At 35.5% G+C, this 17,983-nt stretch carries 21 protein-coding genes; 8 read left to right on the plus strand and 13 right to left on the minus strand.

The features are described from left to right. Positions 1 to 25 precede the first annotated feature (25 nt). Complete coding sequence (locus DCE79_RS10785; protein WP_108713059.1) at positions 26 to 925, plus strand: EamA family transporter; 900 nt, start codon at positions 26 to 28, stop codon at positions 923 to 925. Between the two features lie 109 nt (positions 926 to 1,034). Here DCE79_RS10785 and DCE79_RS10790 read toward each other — a convergent pair whose 3' ends face one another. The 4 genes from DCE79_RS10790 to DCE79_RS10805 form a co-directional block, all read right to left on the minus strand. Next, complete coding sequence (locus tag DCE79_RS10790) at positions 1,035 to 2,360, minus strand: DUF4179 domain-containing protein (RefSeq protein ID WP_108713060.1); 1,326 nt, start codon at positions 2,358 to 2,360, stop codon at positions 1,035 to 1,037. Next, complete coding sequence (locus DCE79_RS10795) at positions 2,357 to 2,863, minus strand: sigma-70 family RNA polymerase sigma factor (RefSeq protein WP_108713061.1); 507 nt, start codon at positions 2,861 to 2,863, stop codon at positions 2,357 to 2,359. Before DCE79_RS10795 ends, DCE79_RS10790 begins: the two co-directional genes overlap by 4 nt. A 173-nt stretch (positions 2,864 to 3,036) precedes the next feature. Beyond that, a complete protein-coding gene (locus DCE79_RS10800) occupies positions 3,037 to 3,903 on the minus strand; it encodes a hypothetical protein (RefSeq protein ID WP_108713062.1) in 867 nt (288 codons plus the stop codon). After that, entirely contained in the window at positions 3,893 to 4,396 is a 504-nt protein-coding gene (locus tag DCE79_RS10805) for an RNA polymerase sigma factor (protein ID WP_234417250.1), read from the minus strand. Before DCE79_RS10805 ends, DCE79_RS10800 begins: the two co-directional genes overlap by 11 nt. A gap of 133 nt (positions 4,397 to 4,529) precedes the next feature. Between DCE79_RS10805 and DCE79_RS10810 the strand changes: the two genes are divergently transcribed. Continuing rightward, positions 4,530 to 5,117 (plus strand): P-loop nucleotide/nucleoside kinase family protein, encoded by a 588-nt coding sequence (locus tag DCE79_RS10810; RefSeq protein WP_108713064.1) that lies wholly within the window; start codon positions 4,530 to 4,532, stop codon positions 5,115 to 5,117. Between the two features lie 41 nt (positions 5,118 to 5,158). Here DCE79_RS10810 and DCE79_RS10815 read toward each other — a convergent pair whose 3' ends face one another. Beyond that, complete coding sequence (locus tag DCE79_RS10815; protein ID WP_108713065.1) at positions 5,159 to 5,644, minus strand: nucleoside 2-deoxyribosyltransferase; 486 nt, start codon at positions 5,642 to 5,644, stop codon at positions 5,159 to 5,161. Between the two features lie 17 nt (positions 5,645 to 5,661). Next, positions 5,662 to 6,162, minus strand: a complete 501-nt coding sequence (locus DCE79_RS10820; RefSeq protein WP_108713066.1) for a DUF1648 domain-containing protein — start codon at positions 6,160 to 6,162, stop codon at positions 5,662 to 5,664. 195 nt (positions 6,163 to 6,357) lie between these two features. Here DCE79_RS10820 and DCE79_RS10825 point away from each other — a divergent pair, with 195 nt between their 5' ends. Next, complete coding sequence (locus tag DCE79_RS10825; RefSeq protein WP_108713067.1) at positions 6,358 to 7,008, plus strand: DedA family protein; 651 nt, start codon at positions 6,358 to 6,360, stop codon at positions 7,006 to 7,008. 43 nt (positions 7,009 to 7,051) lie between these two features. Here the strand turns inward: DCE79_RS10825 and namA are convergent, their stop codons facing one another. Continuing rightward, complete coding sequence (gene namA, locus DCE79_RS10830; protein ID WP_108713068.1) at positions 7,052 to 8,062, minus strand: NADPH dehydrogenase NamA; 1,011 nt, start codon at positions 8,060 to 8,062, stop codon at positions 7,052 to 7,054. 519 nt (positions 8,063 to 8,581) lie between these two features. Between namA and DCE79_RS10835 the strand changes: the two genes are divergently transcribed. Next, entirely contained in the window at positions 8,582 to 9,286 is a 705-nt protein-coding gene (locus DCE79_RS10835) for a phospholipase A2 family protein (RefSeq protein ID WP_108713069.1), read from the plus strand. Positions 9,287 to 9,313: 27 nt separating this feature from the next. Here DCE79_RS10835 and DCE79_RS10840 read toward each other — a convergent pair whose 3' ends face one another. After that, entirely contained in the window at positions 9,314 to 9,676 is a 363-nt protein-coding gene (locus DCE79_RS10840) for a hypothetical protein (RefSeq protein WP_108713070.1), read from the minus strand. A gap of 513 nt (positions 9,677 to 10,189) precedes the next feature. Between DCE79_RS10840 and DCE79_RS10845 the strand changes: the two genes are divergently transcribed. Then, positions 10,190 to 11,650, plus strand: coding sequence for an IS1182 family transposase (locus DCE79_RS10845; RefSeq protein ID WP_108711276.1), 1,461 nt, complete (start codon positions 10,190 to 10,192; stop codon positions 11,648 to 11,650). Between the two features lie 320 nt (positions 11,651 to 11,970). Here DCE79_RS10845 and DCE79_RS10850 read toward each other — a convergent pair whose 3' ends face one another. The 5 genes from DCE79_RS10850 to DCE79_RS10870 form a co-directional block, all read right to left on the minus strand. Beyond that, positions 11,971 to 12,459, minus strand: a complete 489-nt coding sequence (locus DCE79_RS10850; RefSeq protein ID WP_108713071.1) for a chemotaxis protein CheW — start codon at positions 12,457 to 12,459, stop codon at positions 11,971 to 11,973. Between the two features lie 11 nt (positions 12,460 to 12,470). Beyond that, positions 12,471 to 13,580, minus strand: coding sequence for a M20/M25/M40 family metallo-hydrolase (locus tag DCE79_RS10855; protein ID WP_108713072.1), 1,110 nt, complete (start codon positions 13,578 to 13,580; stop codon positions 12,471 to 12,473). A gap of 109 nt (positions 13,581 to 13,689) precedes the next feature. Continuing rightward, positions 13,690 to 14,670: a hypothetical protein gene (locus tag DCE79_RS10860; RefSeq protein ID WP_108713073.1), complete on the minus strand. Its 981-nt coding sequence runs from the start codon at positions 14,668 to 14,670 to the stop codon at positions 13,690 to 13,692. A gap of 76 nt (positions 14,671 to 14,746) precedes the next feature. Further along, the gene (locus tag DCE79_RS10865; RefSeq protein WP_108713074.1) at positions 14,747 to 15,277 is read right to left on the minus strand and encodes a hypothetical protein; all 531 of its coding nucleotides are present in this window, start codon (positions 15,275 to 15,277) and stop codon (positions 14,747 to 14,749) included. A gap of 51 nt (positions 15,278 to 15,328) precedes the next feature. Beyond that, complete coding sequence (locus DCE79_RS10870) at positions 15,329 to 16,069, minus strand: AAA family ATPase (protein ID WP_108713075.1); 741 nt, start codon at positions 16,067 to 16,069, stop codon at positions 15,329 to 15,331. A 143-nt stretch (positions 16,070 to 16,212) separates the two neighbouring features. On the opposite strand from DCE79_RS10870, the gene DCE79_RS10875 reads away from it, so the two are divergent. The 3 genes from DCE79_RS10875 (at position 16,213) to DCE79_RS10885 (ending at position 17,974) form a co-directional block, all read left to right on the plus strand. Next, entirely contained in the window at positions 16,213 to 16,608 is a 396-nt protein-coding gene (locus tag DCE79_RS10875; protein WP_234417251.1) for a YflT domain-containing protein, read from the plus strand. 278 nt (positions 16,609 to 16,886) lie between these two features. Next, the gene (locus DCE79_RS10880; protein WP_108713077.1) at positions 16,887 to 17,180 is read left to right on the plus strand and encodes a hypothetical protein; all 294 of its coding nucleotides are present in this window, start codon (positions 16,887 to 16,889) and stop codon (positions 17,178 to 17,180) included. Positions 17,181 to 17,449: 269 nt separating this feature from the next. Then, on the plus strand, positions 17,450 to 17,974 hold the full coding sequence (locus tag DCE79_RS10885) for a CcdC protein domain-containing protein (protein ID WP_108713078.1): 525 nt from the start codon (positions 17,450 to 17,452) through the stop codon (positions 17,972 to 17,974). The last annotated feature ends 9 nt before the right edge of the window (positions 17,975 to 17,983 follow it).

Raw genomic sequence — 17,983 nt, forward strand, 5'->3', positions numbered from 1 at the left:
TATCATACATAATTCGAGGTATATCATGAAAAATAAAAGATTGATTGGATTTTTACTTGTTGTAGCGGGCAGTTTTTTCTGGGGAATTGGCGGAACGGTGACGCAGCAGCTATTTTCACTAGGGATTGATGTCGGCTGGCTTGTGTCAACACGCCTTGTCATTGCAGGAATTCTGCTACTACTTACGCAAGCAATTTTTAAAGACCGCAAACAAATTATTCACATTTGGCAGGACAAATCTTCCGCGCTACGACTGGTCATTTTCGCAGTTTTCGGCATGCTTGCGGTACAGTATACATATATGGCTTCCATAAAAGAAGGCAATGCCGCGGTCGCTACATTACTACAATATTTAGCGCCTGTCATGATTATCGTGTGGGTCGTACTACGCGGGCAATCCAAATTCACGAAAAAAGATGCAGTTACCATCATACTTGCACTTGGCGGTAGTTTCTTCTTATTAACGAATGGCTCTTTATCCGCACTGGCTGTTCCGTTACCCGCCATTATTTGGGGATTATTATCTGGAGTCACATTAGCGTTCTACACACTTTATGCAATTCAACTATTAAGACGCTTTGATTCACTCGTTGTGGTCGGCTGGGCAATGTTTCTTGCAGGAGTAACTATGAGCTTCTTTAAAGCGCCTTGGGATGTGGATGTATCCAGTTGGACTGGCACTACAATCCTTTACTTAGTAATTGTCATCATTTTCGGGACGATGCTGGCGTTTTGGTTTTACATTGAAAGCTTGAAAACCTTAAACGCTAAAGAAACAAGTCTCCTTGGTAATATCGAGCCACTGACTGCTGTTCTCGCAACAGTTTTATGGTTAAAGGAACCGTTTGGATCGTTTCAATGGTTTGGCGCAACGCTGATTTTGGTTATGATGGTTTATATTGCGTTAAAGGCGGAGAGGAAGTAATTTTTCTATCAATTTATTTCAATGAGCTGACAATGGCACATGCACCAAAACATAAAATGAACCCTCTATTTCAATTAAAACTTTGAAATAGAAGGTTCTTTTTTACTTATTATTTAAGGTCCACCTCAACAACCCCCACTCCGCTCAAATATTGCTCATAACGTGAAAGTTTTAGTTGTACCGGATTTACTAGTGATGTAGAAGTAGTTATTAACTCTTTATCAAGTTGTTGCCCCACTAGCAGAAAACCATCATCGTCTGAAATCCATGCGTTACTAAAGTGAAACTCTTCTCCATTTGCATCGGTTACTTCACTAAAGTAAGTTTTATGAGTATGTTTATTCGTTGGGAACACCTTATACTGGATTTCATAATTGTCGCCAATTTCAAGTTCTTTGATTACTCCTTCTGCTTGGGTCAAAACCTGCTTCTTTTCAAAATCTATTTCAATAATTTCATCTTTTTTATCAATTACTTCAATATCACTAAATTCAACCGTTATACTTTTTGGTATTCTAAAATAATTACTCTCAAGCATCAGGCTAAATTTTTCATCATCTAAACTGCCAAAACCTGAAGTACCATTTCTAATTTTCCCCCATTGTTCCTGACGCTCATCATAAATTTGGATATCCCCAAAATCAAGAATTCGTTTTGTATTATTTGGATGAATCGATAACACGATTTCTGTGCGCAATGGAGAAATAACCAGTTCATTCATTGTAAAGCGTTGCCCATCCACTACGACTTGTTTATCGATTTTGTAGTGTTCAGATGCTTTAATCTCCTTCTTCAAAGTGAATGGAATTTCAAATACCGTGTCAGGTCGGTCGCGTAATGATAACTGCAACTCAAAATCTTTTGAAGAATAGTCCATTCCTTGTGGCGCCGAAATTTCAAAGGTATTTTCTATCTCGAATGTGCCCTCTTCTTGTGCAGACCAGCTACTACTAACACCTGCTTGAATAGGCTCATTATTTTGCAGTACTTCAGGTATAACACCAAAAATCTCAGCTAAATCTTCGTCTGATTGCAACTTATAAGAGATAATCATTCCCGATTCATCTGCTACAACACCTGTAATCGTAAGCGTTTTTCCATCCAGCGTTTGACTTTCATTTATTTCTTCAAAATACTGATTTGCAAGAATATCCTCCATACCTTTATCAAACGCTATCATTTCAACTAACGGCTTAAAAATCGGTACTTGATACATGGCTTGTGCAAAATTAGTTGAATAACGAATTGAACTTAAAAGTGTAATCATCAAAATTGCCGCAACTACAATTAATTGAATGCCCCTTTTCTTACGGGTCTGTTGCTTCTTTAAACGCTTTAGAGCAAGTTGTTGTGCTGTTGATATGGATGGATCAATCGGCAGGCCGTCAAGCAATTTGAAATAGTCCTCTTCATGATTTGGCTTAAAATCACTCATGACATATCCCCCTCTCTGAAAATCCGTTTTAGTTTGCTTAATGAATGATGCAATCTCGATTTAACCGTGCCCTCTGGTATATTTTGAATTTGTGCAATTTCACTATTTTTTAAATCTCGAAAATATTTCAGATGAATTAATTGTTGTTGTTCAATCGTTAATAGTGAAATCATTTCATTTAATTCAATGAGTTCGTTTACCTGTTGCGGTTGTTCAATTATTTGGTCTGTTAAAATTACTCCATTTTGCTTTCGTTTTATGCCTAAACTCGTATTGATGACAATTCGAACAAGCCATGTTTTAAAATAGTGTGGTGACTGCACTTTATTCATATTTTTTAGTGCTTGATACATCATTTCTTGGAGGGCATCGTTGGCGTCATGTTCATTATGTAAATAACTAAAAGCCACGCGGTACATCGTGTCTTGATACAATGTTAACAGTTGTAATTGTGCCTGCTCATCACCTCGAATGGCACGTTTTGCTAAGTCGATTTCATCCATTTCTTCACCTCTTATAGATTAGATGTTTCAAGTGCTCGTTTCGTTCAAATTAAAAAAAATAATTTTTTACAAAATAATACAACCTGAGTCCATTATACTTAACAGACCCAGGTTGTTTTCATTTTTATTCGATTAAACTTATACTTTCCCCAAACGTAATGCCTGCGCTGCCTTCACCCTGTATAAACAAATACAACAATTGCCACAATCAATATAATCACTTTCCATTTTTCTACCTTATAAACTGTTAAATTTTGTACATTTCTTTTTACAACTCGCCACATAAAATAACCATATCCGATTAATAATACGTAAAGAAATGGCTTATACAATGGGCCAACATAATACGCATAACCAAAAATGCCTACTAAAACACCCATCGCGATGATTGCATATTTTGTTGCACCTTTATTTATTTCAGGTAACTTAATTCTTCTTTTCTTATAATAATAGTTCGGTATGACATTCATTAAAATGACGATTGGTGGTAGCAGTAATGTTATTGAGTTGCTTTTACCCCTATATAACGCGTCAAAAACATCTTCATAGAGTTTTCCTTCACCTGCGTAAAAAATTTGATGATCCACATCATATAAAGTTAGATCTGATAATTGATAGCGCTGCTTTTCATTATTTTTCACTACGATTACATCGATAAAATGATCACCCAGTTGTCCATTTTCTACAACTTTCATCTGATCAATTTGTTCAAAAAATATAACCGTTAAATCCGATTTCACCTGTTGCATGCCGACATATTGCATCGAAGGACGTGCACGAAATTCGCCTTCTTTTGCACTAAAATACGTATAAATCTGTTGAATTTCATCCGTTGCGGCTTGGTTATTTTTTATGGAAGGTGTGATGATTAAAAATAACCCAATACAAGCGATAGCGGCGAATAGTACGACTTCTTTCCAAAGCATGATATCCTTCTTTTTTCGTGCGGGTTCTTCACTAATCTTTTGTGAAATGCGTTGCTTTACTTGTTCATCTTCTGGCATATTATTAAGCTTTTGTAAGCGATTATCAATATTCATCAATGTCACCTCCTAAAATGCTTTGAAGAGCTTTCATAGCACTTCGTTGTGTATTGACTAATTTCATATCTGAAATCCCCATAATTTCACATGTTTCCTTAATGGAGAGTTCTTCAATTTTCCGATAAATGAGCACTTCTCGCTGCATTGGCTTTAGCTGATGTAAGGCTTCATAAATGGTTTGTCGGTCTTCTTCTTGGATGATCCAATCATGGGGCACATAAGTTATTTCTTGTTTTTCATGTGATTTTGTAAAAGGCAGCCATTCAATTAATCCTTTTTTACGATAATGGTCATACACTAAATTTCTTGCGATTTGCCGAATGAATGTCACAGCGCTTGCTTCGTGTCTAAACTTTGCTTTATAAAACTTTAAAAACGTCTCCTGTGTCAAGTCTTCCGCTAGCTCCGCATTCGACACCATATAACGTATGTATTGATATAATTTTTGAAATTGCTGCTCATAAATCTTATCAAAATCCAAGTTTCTCACCTCTCCTACTTCTATAGACGAATGAAAATAAAAAAATTGTAAAAATTATAAAAAAAAGATAAACTAATTATATGTAAATTTTTGTTAAGTATGTTATTTATTTATTAATTGTATTAGAAAGTGGTGACTCTGTATGGCCAATCGATTATTTGTAGTGACCATTGGAAAGACTCACAGTGGGAAGACAACTTTTGCAAATGAACTCAAACAAAAACTTTCCAATTCCGTTGTGATTGACCAAGAAGCGCATGTCGAGTTTCTTCAATCTTACTATCAAGACTCCCTTCCAAAACAAGGAAATCATACTATGAAGAATACGATGTCAAAATTGGCGCTTGATTATTATATTTCCTGTACAAACACAAATATGATTTTATGTAATACTCATTTAAGTCGTGTACATCGTTCAACCATTTTCGAAAAAATATTTACAAAAAATAAATTCACACGTATCCTCATCTATTTTGATATTCCTGACGAAGTAATTATTGCACGGATAAAAGAAAGTAATCGCAGTACTTCTCCTTTTCGCAGTGATTGTTCAACTTTTGAAGAAGTGCTAGCTCTTCAAAAGGAAGCGTCCAAGCAAAATGAAGAATATCCACAAATGGATGAAGCCGATTATATTTTTATTATTAATGACAACCACAATCATGATGCTGTCATTGAAGAAATCCTACAAATTTCAGCTCAATTGACTTCGATGGTATTACCTTCATAAAAAAATGAGGCGCTTTTCAATTTTGAAAAGCGCCTCATTTTTTATGACTGATTTTCGATTTTCTTCACTGCTTCTACAACCTCTTGCACAGTAGAAACGACAACACCATTTTCCTTAACCAAACCAATAACAAATAAATTTCGGTAAATAAATTGATTTTCCGTACCATCGGCAATGAGTGCATCAATTTTTTTCGTATTCGTACGACCTAATTGACGAACATCTGATAATAACGCCACGATGGGACGATTCAACATTGAGAACGCGCCGATTTCAGCAGCAACGCCTGAGTCGATTTCCACGCCATCAATGACCGCAATAAGGACATCGCTTGCCTTCAAACTGTCTAAATCTGCACGTGCAATCGTTAAGCTATCTGCGTAGGCATTTTTATCGTTAATTGCATCGTTTTCCTGTGGTACATATAGCTCAATACTCGGCATTGCCGCGCGTAGCTCTTTTGCAATCACTTCATTGACATAGCGATCCCCTATTGAGAATAACCCATTTGCTAAATAAGCTTTCATGTTCAAAAAACTCCTCTTTACTTAATTTTATAAATTCCTATCATTTTCCATACCATCACAATCAATAATAATGCCAGCAAACCAAAAAATGGCCAACCCAAAGTTGCTTCGGTACCAAGTGCAATGCTAATAGTAATATAGACGGCATATGCAAACAAAACATTGATAATATTTTTCATATAGTTTACCGTCTGGCGGCTGTTTGTATAGAACGCTTCTGCATTGGATTCATTGAAACGAGCTGGATAGTTATGCGTTTCTGGAAACTTTTCAACTACCGTCATCACTATTTGAAGGAAAATTGCAATCCCTGGTAATATGAATAGCTCCATTTTCGAACCCCAACGGTCAACCTCGCCTGATATGCCAAAGTGTGCGGGAATTTGGTCAGGCATCTTGCTCCAATTAAAAACGATAAGTCCAACCATCACAGCAAGTGCAACATAACCAAGACTATCAGAAATCCATTCTAATTTTGTTTTTGGAATATGTAATTTTGGTCGTTCAAAACTATTCATTCTCCTCACCTCTCTTTTATATACGGGAAAATCAGTAAAAAGTTTCAAGAGTCGGGGGCATCCCACATGGATTGTTAGTTTTCACCAATCGGGCTTTTACAGGCAGTTGGAAGTTCTACTGCCTGTTAATGCGGGATAAAAAACATTTTTTCAGTTATACTGTTGATATCAGTTTTGTGAGATGGGAGGGCTTATGTGCTACTAGAATTCATTCAATTTTTACGTGAGATCGATAAAGTTATTTTCTATTACATAAAAGAGCTAGGAGTTTATATATACTTATTACTATTCGCCGTTGTTTTTACGAAAACTGCCTTTGTACTGTTAACTTTTTTACCTGGTGACAGTACCGTGTTTACTAGTGGCACGCTAGCTGCAATTGATAAATTGGATTTAACAGTTTTGTTCATCGTATTTATTTTGGCGACCACCCTTGCCGATAGTAATAACTATTATATTGGCAAAACGATCCAGAAAATCCCATTAAAGTACAGGCCGTTAGAACGATTCATACCTGACCAAACGATTGAAAAGGCACATCAATTTTTAATCAATTATGACCGTGTTGCCATTACGTTTTCACGCTTTGTTCCATTAATGCGTACGATGACGCCATTTATATCCGGTTATATGAACTATTCGTATTGGAAATTTGTTCGTTATAACTTTGCCGGTGCCGTTATTTGGACAGCTGTTTGGCTGTTTGGCGGCTATTTACTTGGCAATGTCCCGTGGGTTGAAGACAATTTAGTACTAACCCTTGCCATTATTTCCGTATTCGTCTTTGTCTTTACTGGCTATGCATATGTGAAACAATTTAAGAAAAAACAAAAGCCCTCTTTATAATTAAAAGCCGACAAACAATCAAAAGTTTGTCGGCTTTCATCATTTACCAAGCACGCTGATATGTTTTTACAGCTGGTGTTAATTTGACATCAAGTTCTTTTGCAGCATGATACGCAAAGTATGGATCGCGCAATAATTCACGGCCAATAATAATGACATCAGCCTGTTTGTTTTGTAAAATACTCTCCGCTTCTTTCCCTGTCGTAATAAGCCCAACTGCACCCACTGGTAAGCCTGCTTCACGTACTTTTACAGCATGTGGCACTTGGTATAACGGAAACGTATCAATTGTTGCTGGTACAACGGAACCCGTCGAAACATCGATTAAATCAACATCCTGTTCTTTCATCCATTCGGAGATTTGCACATAATCTTGTGCGTTTAATCCTCCCTCTGCATAATCATCTGCAGAAATACGCACGAATAACACGCCATCCCAAATTGAACGAATCGCATCAATAATTTCACGTAATAAACGATAGCGATTTTCTGTGGAACCCCCATATGAATCGGTACGTTTATTCGATAATGGCGATAAAAATTCATTAATTAAATAACCGTGGGCACCGTGAATTTCTAATACTTCAAAACCAGCTTTTATTGCACGTTCTGCAGCTACTTTAAACTGTTCAATTACCACTTTAATTTGTTCAAGTGACATTTCTGTTGGCACTTTATAGCTCTCATTATAGGCAATCGCTGAAGGAGCAAAAGTTTCACCATCCACTGTCGCTTTTCGACCTGCATGAGCAAGCTGAATTCCTGGCACAGTCCCATAAGCTTTAATCTGCTCTGTAATTTCTTTTAACCCTGGGATATGTGCATCTGACCAAATCCCTAAATCACTTGCTGTAATTCGACCTTGTGGACAAACCGCTGTAGCTTCCAAAATGATACTGCCAATCCCACCCATCGCACGACTCGCATAATGCACGACATGGAACGGTTTTACAAATCCATCGTCATTTGCTTCATACATACACATAGGCGCCATCACAAGGCGATTCTTTAATGTTAGATTTCGTATAGAAAAAGGTTTAAATAATAAACTCATTTTAATTCCTCCGTTATGTATCTTGATACTACCTATTTAGTATACCTAAATTGTTTTATTATTTCGATAATAATGAATACCTATAAATATAGTTTCCTTATTTTAATGTTTCCAAGCGTTCTTATTTGCTTAGTTTTAAAAGTTCAATATGAGGATTTTAACTTTATAGCAGCGATATTCCTCTTGTTTACTCAGCTATTGTTAATCAGTAGTTTAGCATTTCTAATATTTAGTTTAACCTCCGACCTTAGTTTAACAGTTACTCTTTTAGCACTATATATTTCAATAGAGTTAGCTACATTAGGTAGCTTTGAAAAAACGTATCATGTATTTTATATGGAACTATATGAACCAATAAATTTTGAAAATACTATATCAATCACTATTTTGAATTTAATAATTGGCTTTGTCTTTAATCGAATTAATAAAATCTTTTTTCCTTAATTGGTTGTGAAATAGGATACTTGTACTTCTTTATAAAATATCAGTACTGATAAAAAATTTGAGGAGGAATTATATATGGATGTTGGTTACTATTTAAACGATGAAGATAAAAAGGAATTATTAGAGGCTATTTTAGGGCAAAAAAAGTTCCATAATTTAATTAAGGAAGTTCAACATTACCATCCATTCGATTTTGATGTAGATTCAATGGAAGTAATTGATGGTTTAAAATTTGATACTGTTACCCCGAAAAATGATATAGTTACTGCAACAGGCATTGATTTAAAAATTGATGATAAATTTAGTGTTCGTTACATTACTCGTTATTTTAATGGAAATGTTGAAGATACTTCAGACTTTTTCATCGGTACCCTTATCAACGAAAGAACAGTAGAAAATTCAAAAGAATATCATTTAATTGTTTTTAGAGCTGCTAATGAACAAACCGTATCAATTATTGAAAATACATTAACTGATGAAGTAATTGTTGCTAATAAAGAGACAGAATCGAAATTCAAAGAGGAATATAATTATGATGAAAATTATTATCCAGGTCAATTACTTGAACAAGTAAATGCAGAAGGTTTTTTTGATGGATGTCTCGCTGGTGGATATATCTACTGTGGTAAAAATTGTGGTGGCTATCCCGCATGTGATAGTTCAAAAAATGGTATAAATGCTTTAGATAATTGTTGTAAGACACATGATTGTTGTTACACAAAATATGGTGTCGATTATAAACACTGTCTGTGTGATCAGACATTATGTGATTGTTCTTAGGCATCTGGTGCTCCTTTAATTGATAAATTACAAGTTCAAGCTGTTATGTGTTTTGTTTTTATGTTTTTTTTTATTTTTGATAAACGTAGAAACATTTAAAATAATTCCTATGACAAATATGATAATTGCATTTATTGCGAGGACAAACGCCATAAATGCCCCTGCAATACCAACTTCTACTCCTGAGTAATCTGGATCAGTATTGTTATTTTCAAAATAATCAATTCCTATTTCCACAAAACTATAAGCAATCACCGGAACTAAAAGAGCAATAATAATTGCTGAACCCCATAAAGGAAATCTTTTTTTAAGGTATAAATACACTGCTATTCCATCACAAATTACAATAGACAATATTGTAACCATCAAAAAAACGTCATCAACGCTCATTTTAATTACACCCCTTCAATTATAGGTTAACTTAATGCGGAACAATTTTCAATTATTGGTATTTATATGTTAATTATTGATGCTGTATCCACCATTTTGGAATGCTAAAGGAAACCGTTCGAGTGTCCTTCCATGAAAATCATTATATTGGACAGTTATCGTTTCGTTTGAGCTAAGGATTGCATCTTTAGTTTATTCCAATCCAGTTATTTACTAAATTAAAAAAGAAAAAAATTTTTTACTTACTTAAGGTTGTTATTTTAAATACTTTTTATTCTTTAAACAGTATAACTAAATTGGTGGCATAGCCAAGTGAATCGATTCGAACACTTAAATGACGGTGGCAAATAAAAGGTTCATCACCGAAACATGGGGTTGATTTTTATTCCAAAATGGAGTGACGCGAAGCACAGGGGCCGACTCCTTGGGGATTAAGCGGAGGGCACTGAAAAAGTCCCGCAGTCGCTTTTTTTCATAGTATAATAAAATTAATTAATTACAGGCGGTGTGACCATGATTCCTAAACAAGAAACCCTAAATTTAAGCCCTTATATGGCTCTTTATGATTTAATCATTCCAAAAGATAATATGCTTCGCCAAATCAATGAACTTGTTGATTTTTCATTTATTTTGGATGAGCTAAAAAATAAATATTGTTTAGATAATGGTCGAAATGCCATCCCACCGATTCGTATGTTTAAATATCTACTTTTAAAAGTGATACATGATCTATCGGATGTAGATTTAGTTGAACGTTCAAAATATGATATGTCATTCAAATATTTCTTAGATATGGCGCCAGAAGATGAAGTCATTAATCCAAGTTCTCTCACAAAATTCCGTCGTCTTCGACTTCAAGATGTGAATCTCTTAGATTTATTAATTCAAAAGACCGTTGAAGTTGCTTTAGAAAAAGACATTCTTACGAGTAAAATGCTTATAGTCGACGCAACACATACAAAAGCACGTTTTAATCAGAAATCTCCTAAAGAATTTTTACAAGAAAAAGCGAAAAATGTGCGTAAAGCTGTTTATCAAATTGATGAACAAATGAAAGAAAAATTTCCTGTCAAGCCAACAACAAATGAGCTAGAAGATGAATTAGCTTACTGCCATCAAGTGGTACAAGTCGTTGAAACACAATCAAAAATGGCACAAGTTCCAGCTGTACAAGAAAAGTTAAATGTTTTAAAAGAAGTGATTGAAGATACAAACTTTCATCTTAGTTACTCAAGTGACCCAGATGCACGTGTTGGTCATAAAACAGCGGACTCCTCTTTCTTTGGATTCAAAACCCATATTGCGATGAGTGATGAACGAATTATTACAGCGGCAGTGGTAACGACGGGCGAAGCAAGCGACGGGCACTACTTGAAAGAGTTAATTGAAAAAAGTAAAAGCACAGGCATGGCATTCGATACCCTATTAGCAGACACAGCGTATTCAAGTAAAGAGAATTTAACCTATGTCAAAGATGAAAAAATTCAACTCGTATCAAAACTACACCCATTAATTACGAATGGACATAAAAAAAATGACTTATTTACTTTCAATAAAGACGCTGACTTATACGTATGTCCAGCAGGGCATTTAGCAAAAAGAAAAGCGATTGTGAAAAGACCTGACGAATCCAAAAGAAACGATCAATTGAAATATTACTTCGATATTAAAAAATGTAAGGTTTGCCCTATCAAAGAAAATTGTTATAAAGAAGGTGCTAGAACAAAAACCTATAACGTAACAATTAAATCAACAGAGCATGTAGAACAGGAAGAATTTCAAAATACGGAGGAATTCAAAAAACTTTCTAAAGAACGTTATAAAATTGAGGCAAAAAATAGTGAATTAAAGAATGGGCACGGCTATCATACGGCAAATAGCACGGGTCTATTTGGCATGGAAATACAAAGTGCCACAACCATCTTTGCGGTCAATTTAAAACGGATATTAAAACTAATAAACTTAAAAGAATAAGGAATAGACAAAGTAATAAGACATTTTCTGTTGAAATTGAACCGAACATGCCTTATTTTTTTATGTCAAAAGGGATTCAATCTAAAAAACGATAGTTTTTCAGTGCCCTCGATTAAGCGTGCGCGGAATATCCACTTGTTGCTTGCCGCCGTATAGGCAAGCAACAAGTTAGATGGAGCCACGCCCCCAGGAAAGCGTCCCCCGTAGCGTAGCAGAACGGACTGGATTAAAAAGGAATCCCTAATCATCTTCCCAACATATGTTGATGGGCCAAATAAAAAGAAATAGCGGTACCGAATATTCTCGATACCGCTACACTGTTATGCATTTGTTTGTTCAGCTTCATTCTCCAGCATTTTGTGTAAATAATTGATTATTTCACGAATGCCTTCTAATGAATTAACTAAAATACTTGGATCCACGCATGAAATCATACGGTCTTCCAAATTGGCAACAGCTGTGAAGTATTTTGTTTTTTCATAATTCACTAAGCCCATTTGTTTTAATACACTTTCATCAAAATCTAAAATTTCTTTCGCATCTCCAACGAGTAAACCGTAATTCACCACATCTGTGGATAATACAATCACTTTTGATGTATCCGTTGTCGTTGGACGATTGTATAAAATTCGTTCAAAATCAATGACTGGTGTTAGCTCACCACGAATACGGGTAAAACCAAGCAAATAATTTGGTAAATGTGGTATCGGTGTCACACGCTCTAACTTTTCAATCGATACAACTTGGTCTACTGGTACTGCGTAGTCTTCAGTTCCACATGCAAAAACGACCGCTTTTTCAAATCCCATACGTTCACCTCTTATTTAGATGTTTGTTTAATAATTTCTTCTAATAAATCGGCTAATTTCTCTAATTCTTCAACCGGTATTCTTTCACTAGTTGTGTGAATATCTTCATAGCCTACTGATAAATTAACTGTTGGAATGCCGAACCCAGCGATGACGTTTGCATCACTACCACCACCTGAAATACCTAGCTGTGGTGTACGACCAATTATTTTTGCTGCAGCTTGTGCCACTTGTACAACTTTATCATTTTCTGTAACACGGAAACCTGGGTATGCTAGTGCAATTTCCACTTCAGCACGTGCACCAAATTCTTTCGCAACACGTTCAAATGTTTCTTTCATATGTGCAGTTTGTGCATTTAATTTTGTTTCGTCGATCGAACGAGCTTCTGCAAAAATTGTTACTTCATCACATACGATATTTGTTGCTTTACCACCTTCGAAACGGCCAATATTCGCTGTTGTTTCTTCGTCTAAACGACCAAGTTTCATTTGTGCAACCGCTTTTGCAGCTACTGTAATCGCTGATATCCCTTTTTCAGGTGCAACACCAGCATGCGCAGTTTTACCAAATACTTTTACATTCACTTTTGCTTGGAATGGCGCTGCAACTACGATTCCGCCTACTTTACCATCGCTATCTACGGCAAAACCGTATTTTGCAATAATTTTTGAAGGGTCTAATTCTTTCGCGCCTTTTAAGCCGCTTTCTTCACCTGCTGTAATGATAAATTGGATTGTACCATGTTTGATGTCTTTTTCTTTAATACGACGTGCCATTTCGAAAATTGCTGCCATACCTGCTTTATCGTCTGCACCTAAAATTGTTGTGCCATCTGAATAAATGTAGCCGTCTTCACGGATTTCTGGTTTAATACCATTGCCAGGTACTACCGTATCCATATGTACAGTAAAGTAGATTGGCTCGATAGAATCATCACCTTTTAAAGTAGCGATGATGTTACCCGCGCCGTGTCCGTTACGTGTATGTGCATCATCTTGGAATACATCAAAGCCCATATCTTCTAGTTTTTTCACTAAAATTGGGGCGATTACTTCTTCATGTTTTGTTTCAGAATCAATTTGTACTAATTCTAAAAATTCTTCTACTAAGCGACTCATTTAAAAATCTCCTTTTAACGTACCGATTTTATCATTTTCCTAGCTTTCCTAGGAGGTACGAATTGTTGTTGAACCCTACTCATATATAGGTTTTCTTTATTGTACGCCTCTATTTTTGAAAAAACAACGATTGTTCATCCGCAGTTAAAATTTGTTCTTTTTCACGGAATAACTCCGCCTCTTTACGCAATGTTGAGTTCAATTTGTTTTCTAATAGTTGAATCGTATTACTCACGTCATCTTGTACACGAGAAATTTGGTTCATCGATGTTGAAATTTTCGAATGAATGGACCAATCCGTGAAAATATTATCGAAGAAATAATCAGTGAATTTCACAAAGCCGTCCGTATCAATTTGAATCGCATCATTACGCATATCTTTTACGTCTAACAATTCATTGCTGAAACGCTGTAAGGCAATTTGTGCTAAGTGAAGCTGGCTATTCGATTCATCCAATTTTTCATGCTTTAAAGCCGTTGCCATAAAGCCACCACCTAAAAACGTATCCCATGTTGAATAGTTTGACGCTTGATGTAATGAAGAACCAGCATCCGTTAATGTACTTAATGCTTTATTACCAGCATCAATTGCTTCCCCAATTTCTACGATCAATTGTTTACATAACAGCTCTTGCTCCATAATCTCCGTCAATTTATCAGCTATAAGCGGTGCGTGCTGCATTATATAAAGCTGTTTCTTTCGATCAAGACGGTCTAATTCTTTTACAACAAACTCTTCATTGATAGCATTTAACTTATGAATAATGTCGACTAAATCATCTTGTAAATCTTCATATGTAAGCTGAGATTCCACAAGCTTTAGTTCCGTCACGGCAACCCGGTCTAGATTTTGTTCGATGAGTTCGTCTTTCTTCCCAGACCATTCTCGGAATAAATTAACGAATGAATATTCCTCTAATTTATTTAAGTCTTTCCTAGCTGACGCTAACTCTTGGTTAAAGTGAGTAATTTCACGCTGGGCATGTTGGATTAAGCGTTCCATCGTTATTTTCTTTTTATTTAATTTCTCCACTTCTAATAGCTGGAGTTTATAATTTTCCGATTGCTTTTGTAGTTGTTGCCATTCCATCTGTTCCGCCTCCTCTTACAACTAGTTTATACTGAATATTCATAACTGTCTAAGTAAATTACAACGTGCGATGCTTTTATCGAACGTCCACGATAACAACATAAACTGTTTTTATTTTTTCGTAATTGGCAACAAACTCTCCGCGTACCGGGTCGATTTGCAAACTCATCGGTGTCGATTGTTCGTCAAAAAAGCCAATTGCCCCGATAATCTCGGTTGTATCTTTTGTCAATTTGTTTAAGTTCGCATCACTCGTAACCCAAGCTATGGCTGGTGCAGGGGTAATCCATCGTGCAGATGCACTGTTTTTCCCTTCGTTGATCGCACCGATAAAAAATAATTCATCGTCTGGATTTCCTAAGCGAAATACTGCAAGCTCTAGCTTTCCTTTGCCCTTTACTTCTTTTCCGAAATTCATCAAGCGATCTTCTTTTAAATGACCGTATTCATATTCCTCAATATATAGGTTCATGCTTTTTTTCTGCTCTAAATTAAAATCAACATCAAAATGAATATCTGCTGTGTTCATGATTGAATCGGACTGTCCTTGCTCATTACACCCAACTAGTAGAAAACAAAACGCACAAATAAAAATGAACTTTTTCACCTTATCTTCTCCTTTGCTTTCTTTATTTACTAGTTTTTAGTTACAAAGGTTTCAAAATTCTTCCTCATCCTCCTCAAACAGATCTTTCAGCATTTTCTCACGATGCTTCAAAAAGTAAGAGGTAACTTGGACATGCTCGGTTTGCTCGTATTCAATCGGTTCAATTCCTTGCTCATCAAACTGGTAGATAACGGCATCCGGATAGCCTAGTAAAATCGGCGAATGCGTTGCAATAATAAATTGGACATTGCCTTGTTTCACTAAGTCATTGATTAGCGTTAAAAATGCCAGCTGTCTCGTTGGTGATAGCGCAGCTTCTGGCTCATCTAATAAGTAGATGGCTTGCCCATTGAAACGATGTTGAAAAAGCGAAAAAAACGACTCCCCGTGAGATTGATGGTGAAGTGACTTCCCCCCATATGCCCTATAGCCGTTCATATCGGTGTCGTCTAAATGCGATGCGAATTGATAAAAGGTTTCTGCTCGCAAGAAAAAGCCATTCGTTACTTTCGGCCACCATGATAATTTGACATAATCACCGAGTGCCGATTCCGACTGATCCACATCATATGCCTTGTAATTTTGCGTGCTCCCACCTGCTGGATTAAATCCAATTTGATCTGCGATGGCTTCGAGCAAAGTTGACTTTCCTGCACCATTTTCTCCAACGAAAAACGTCACCGGTGCATCTAAATCAAGCTCATCCATGTAGCGCACGAACGGTATTGAAAATGGATACTGTCGATAATCTTGAATTTGTTCTTTTTTTAGTTTGACGGATTTTAGAAACATCTAACACCCTCCACTTGTTCTATTTGAACTTCTTTTAATCATATTATACAGGATATAATTTGAAAAATTGGGTACTGATTTATCGAAAAACTACACTATTCGAATGAAATCTATTAAAATAAGTAAAAATACATAAAAAGGATGTGAGAAAGTTGGAATATCGACGTGAAATTGCATTGGTCTATTCAATAGAGGAAGCAACTCAAAAATTAAATATCATTCGTGGGCACGGCTTTTCAGAGTTTGAAATCCATCTTTTCGCTAAAGACATCCTCCCACTACAGTCGTTGAAAATGTATACAGATCTCCAAATTCATCAAGCAGGAAATTTAGTGGATCAAATCTTAAGTGTCGTCATGCAACAAAATGTCTATGAAGTTTGCTTACGTAATATGAAATTATCTCGAGAGGAAATTGTCCATTACGGTCACGGCATCGAGCAAGGCGCGATTTTCATTATCGCCCAGCACGACCATCCTTATGAGAAAGAGCCCAAAACACAGAAAGCAGCTTGGAATATTTCGAATGCCGTGGATTAACTAGAAAAAGCGTTCATATGTAAAAAATGCAGATATTGACGGTTTAAAAATAGATTTTGAATTCTAATTTGGCTTTGATTATTTTGTTAATAGTAGTATTCCTTTTGTAATTTTCAAAGATGGACAAACCAAAGAACTATATAATAAATTTCAAAAGTATCGTTACTAACGCAACACTCATCAAAATACCTTCAAACCATTGTTGAAAGTGGATTTTTAGAGAAGTGTTTACAATTTATGTCTTTATTAAAAATTGTAAGTTTACTGGAGGTATTATTATGTGGATAATATTGGGTCTTATCGCAATTGTATCAACTTTTATCAATCTTTATATGTATGCAAGAGGAAAAGATTACAAGTTTGCGATGGCAATGGGGTTATCATTTACAGCATTAACGCTATGTGCAGAAAATAGTGTAATAGCTAATTGGGTAAAAGTAGAAGATTGGGCAGCTTTATTGGATGTTGTGCCTACTATGGAAAAGTCGTTATGGATACTGACAATTTTTTCTATAATACTAAATATAACACCGATACTTTTAGATTATAAAAGGAAAAAATTAATTCCCTAAATGAATTGAATGGTTGTAGTAGATGCACATAGCGAAAAGTTTATCATTTTATTTGTTGTATTTAACTAAGTATAGGCTATACAACTCTATCCAAATAGAGTTCCTAAATCATTCTTAGGTGGCGTTCAATCGAGTAGCTAGGACTATTCATTGTCTTAGCTGCTTTTGTTTACCAAACGCGCTTTGGAAATAAACCGTTATGCTATTATTTATTAAGTATAGTTATTCATTTAAAATTCTTAGACTAATATCTAAAAGAAGAGGTTTTTATGCAATTATCTATTAGTGCAATTATCATTATTTCTATTTTGTTTCTTTTTATCATTTATCGCCGATTCCGTCGAAATACTGGTTGGCAAAAAATGAATCAAAGAAAATTGTTAGCAAGAGCTATCATTTTCTTAATCGTAGGATTGTGGTTATTAAAATTAGGAATTTCTCATCCTATAAATTTAATTTCTGATATTCTAGGCATTTTAATAGGTGCTTCTCTAGCTTATTACGGATTTAGAAAAACCACTTTTGAAAAGCGACAAGAAGATTGGTACTTTCGACCAAATATTTGGATTGGTAGTGCAGTGACACTCTTATTCTTTATGCGATTAATTTATCGTATTTATTATTTAGCCACATTGGAGGATCTTAGTAAGCTACAGGAACAAGCAAATGGAATGCAAAATATAGAATACGCTGCGGGAAATTCTTGGGGAGCTGGTTTAATCTTAATTATGTTCGCTTACTATGCGACGTATTACTTGATTATTGTCCTTAAAGATAGCAAGCTTTCTAAATAATTTTTGAAT

The sequence above is a fragment of the Lysinibacillus sp. 2017 genome (assembly GCF_003073375.1).
Classification (GTDB): domain Bacteria; phylum Bacillota; class Bacilli; order Bacillales_A; family Planococcaceae; genus Solibacillus.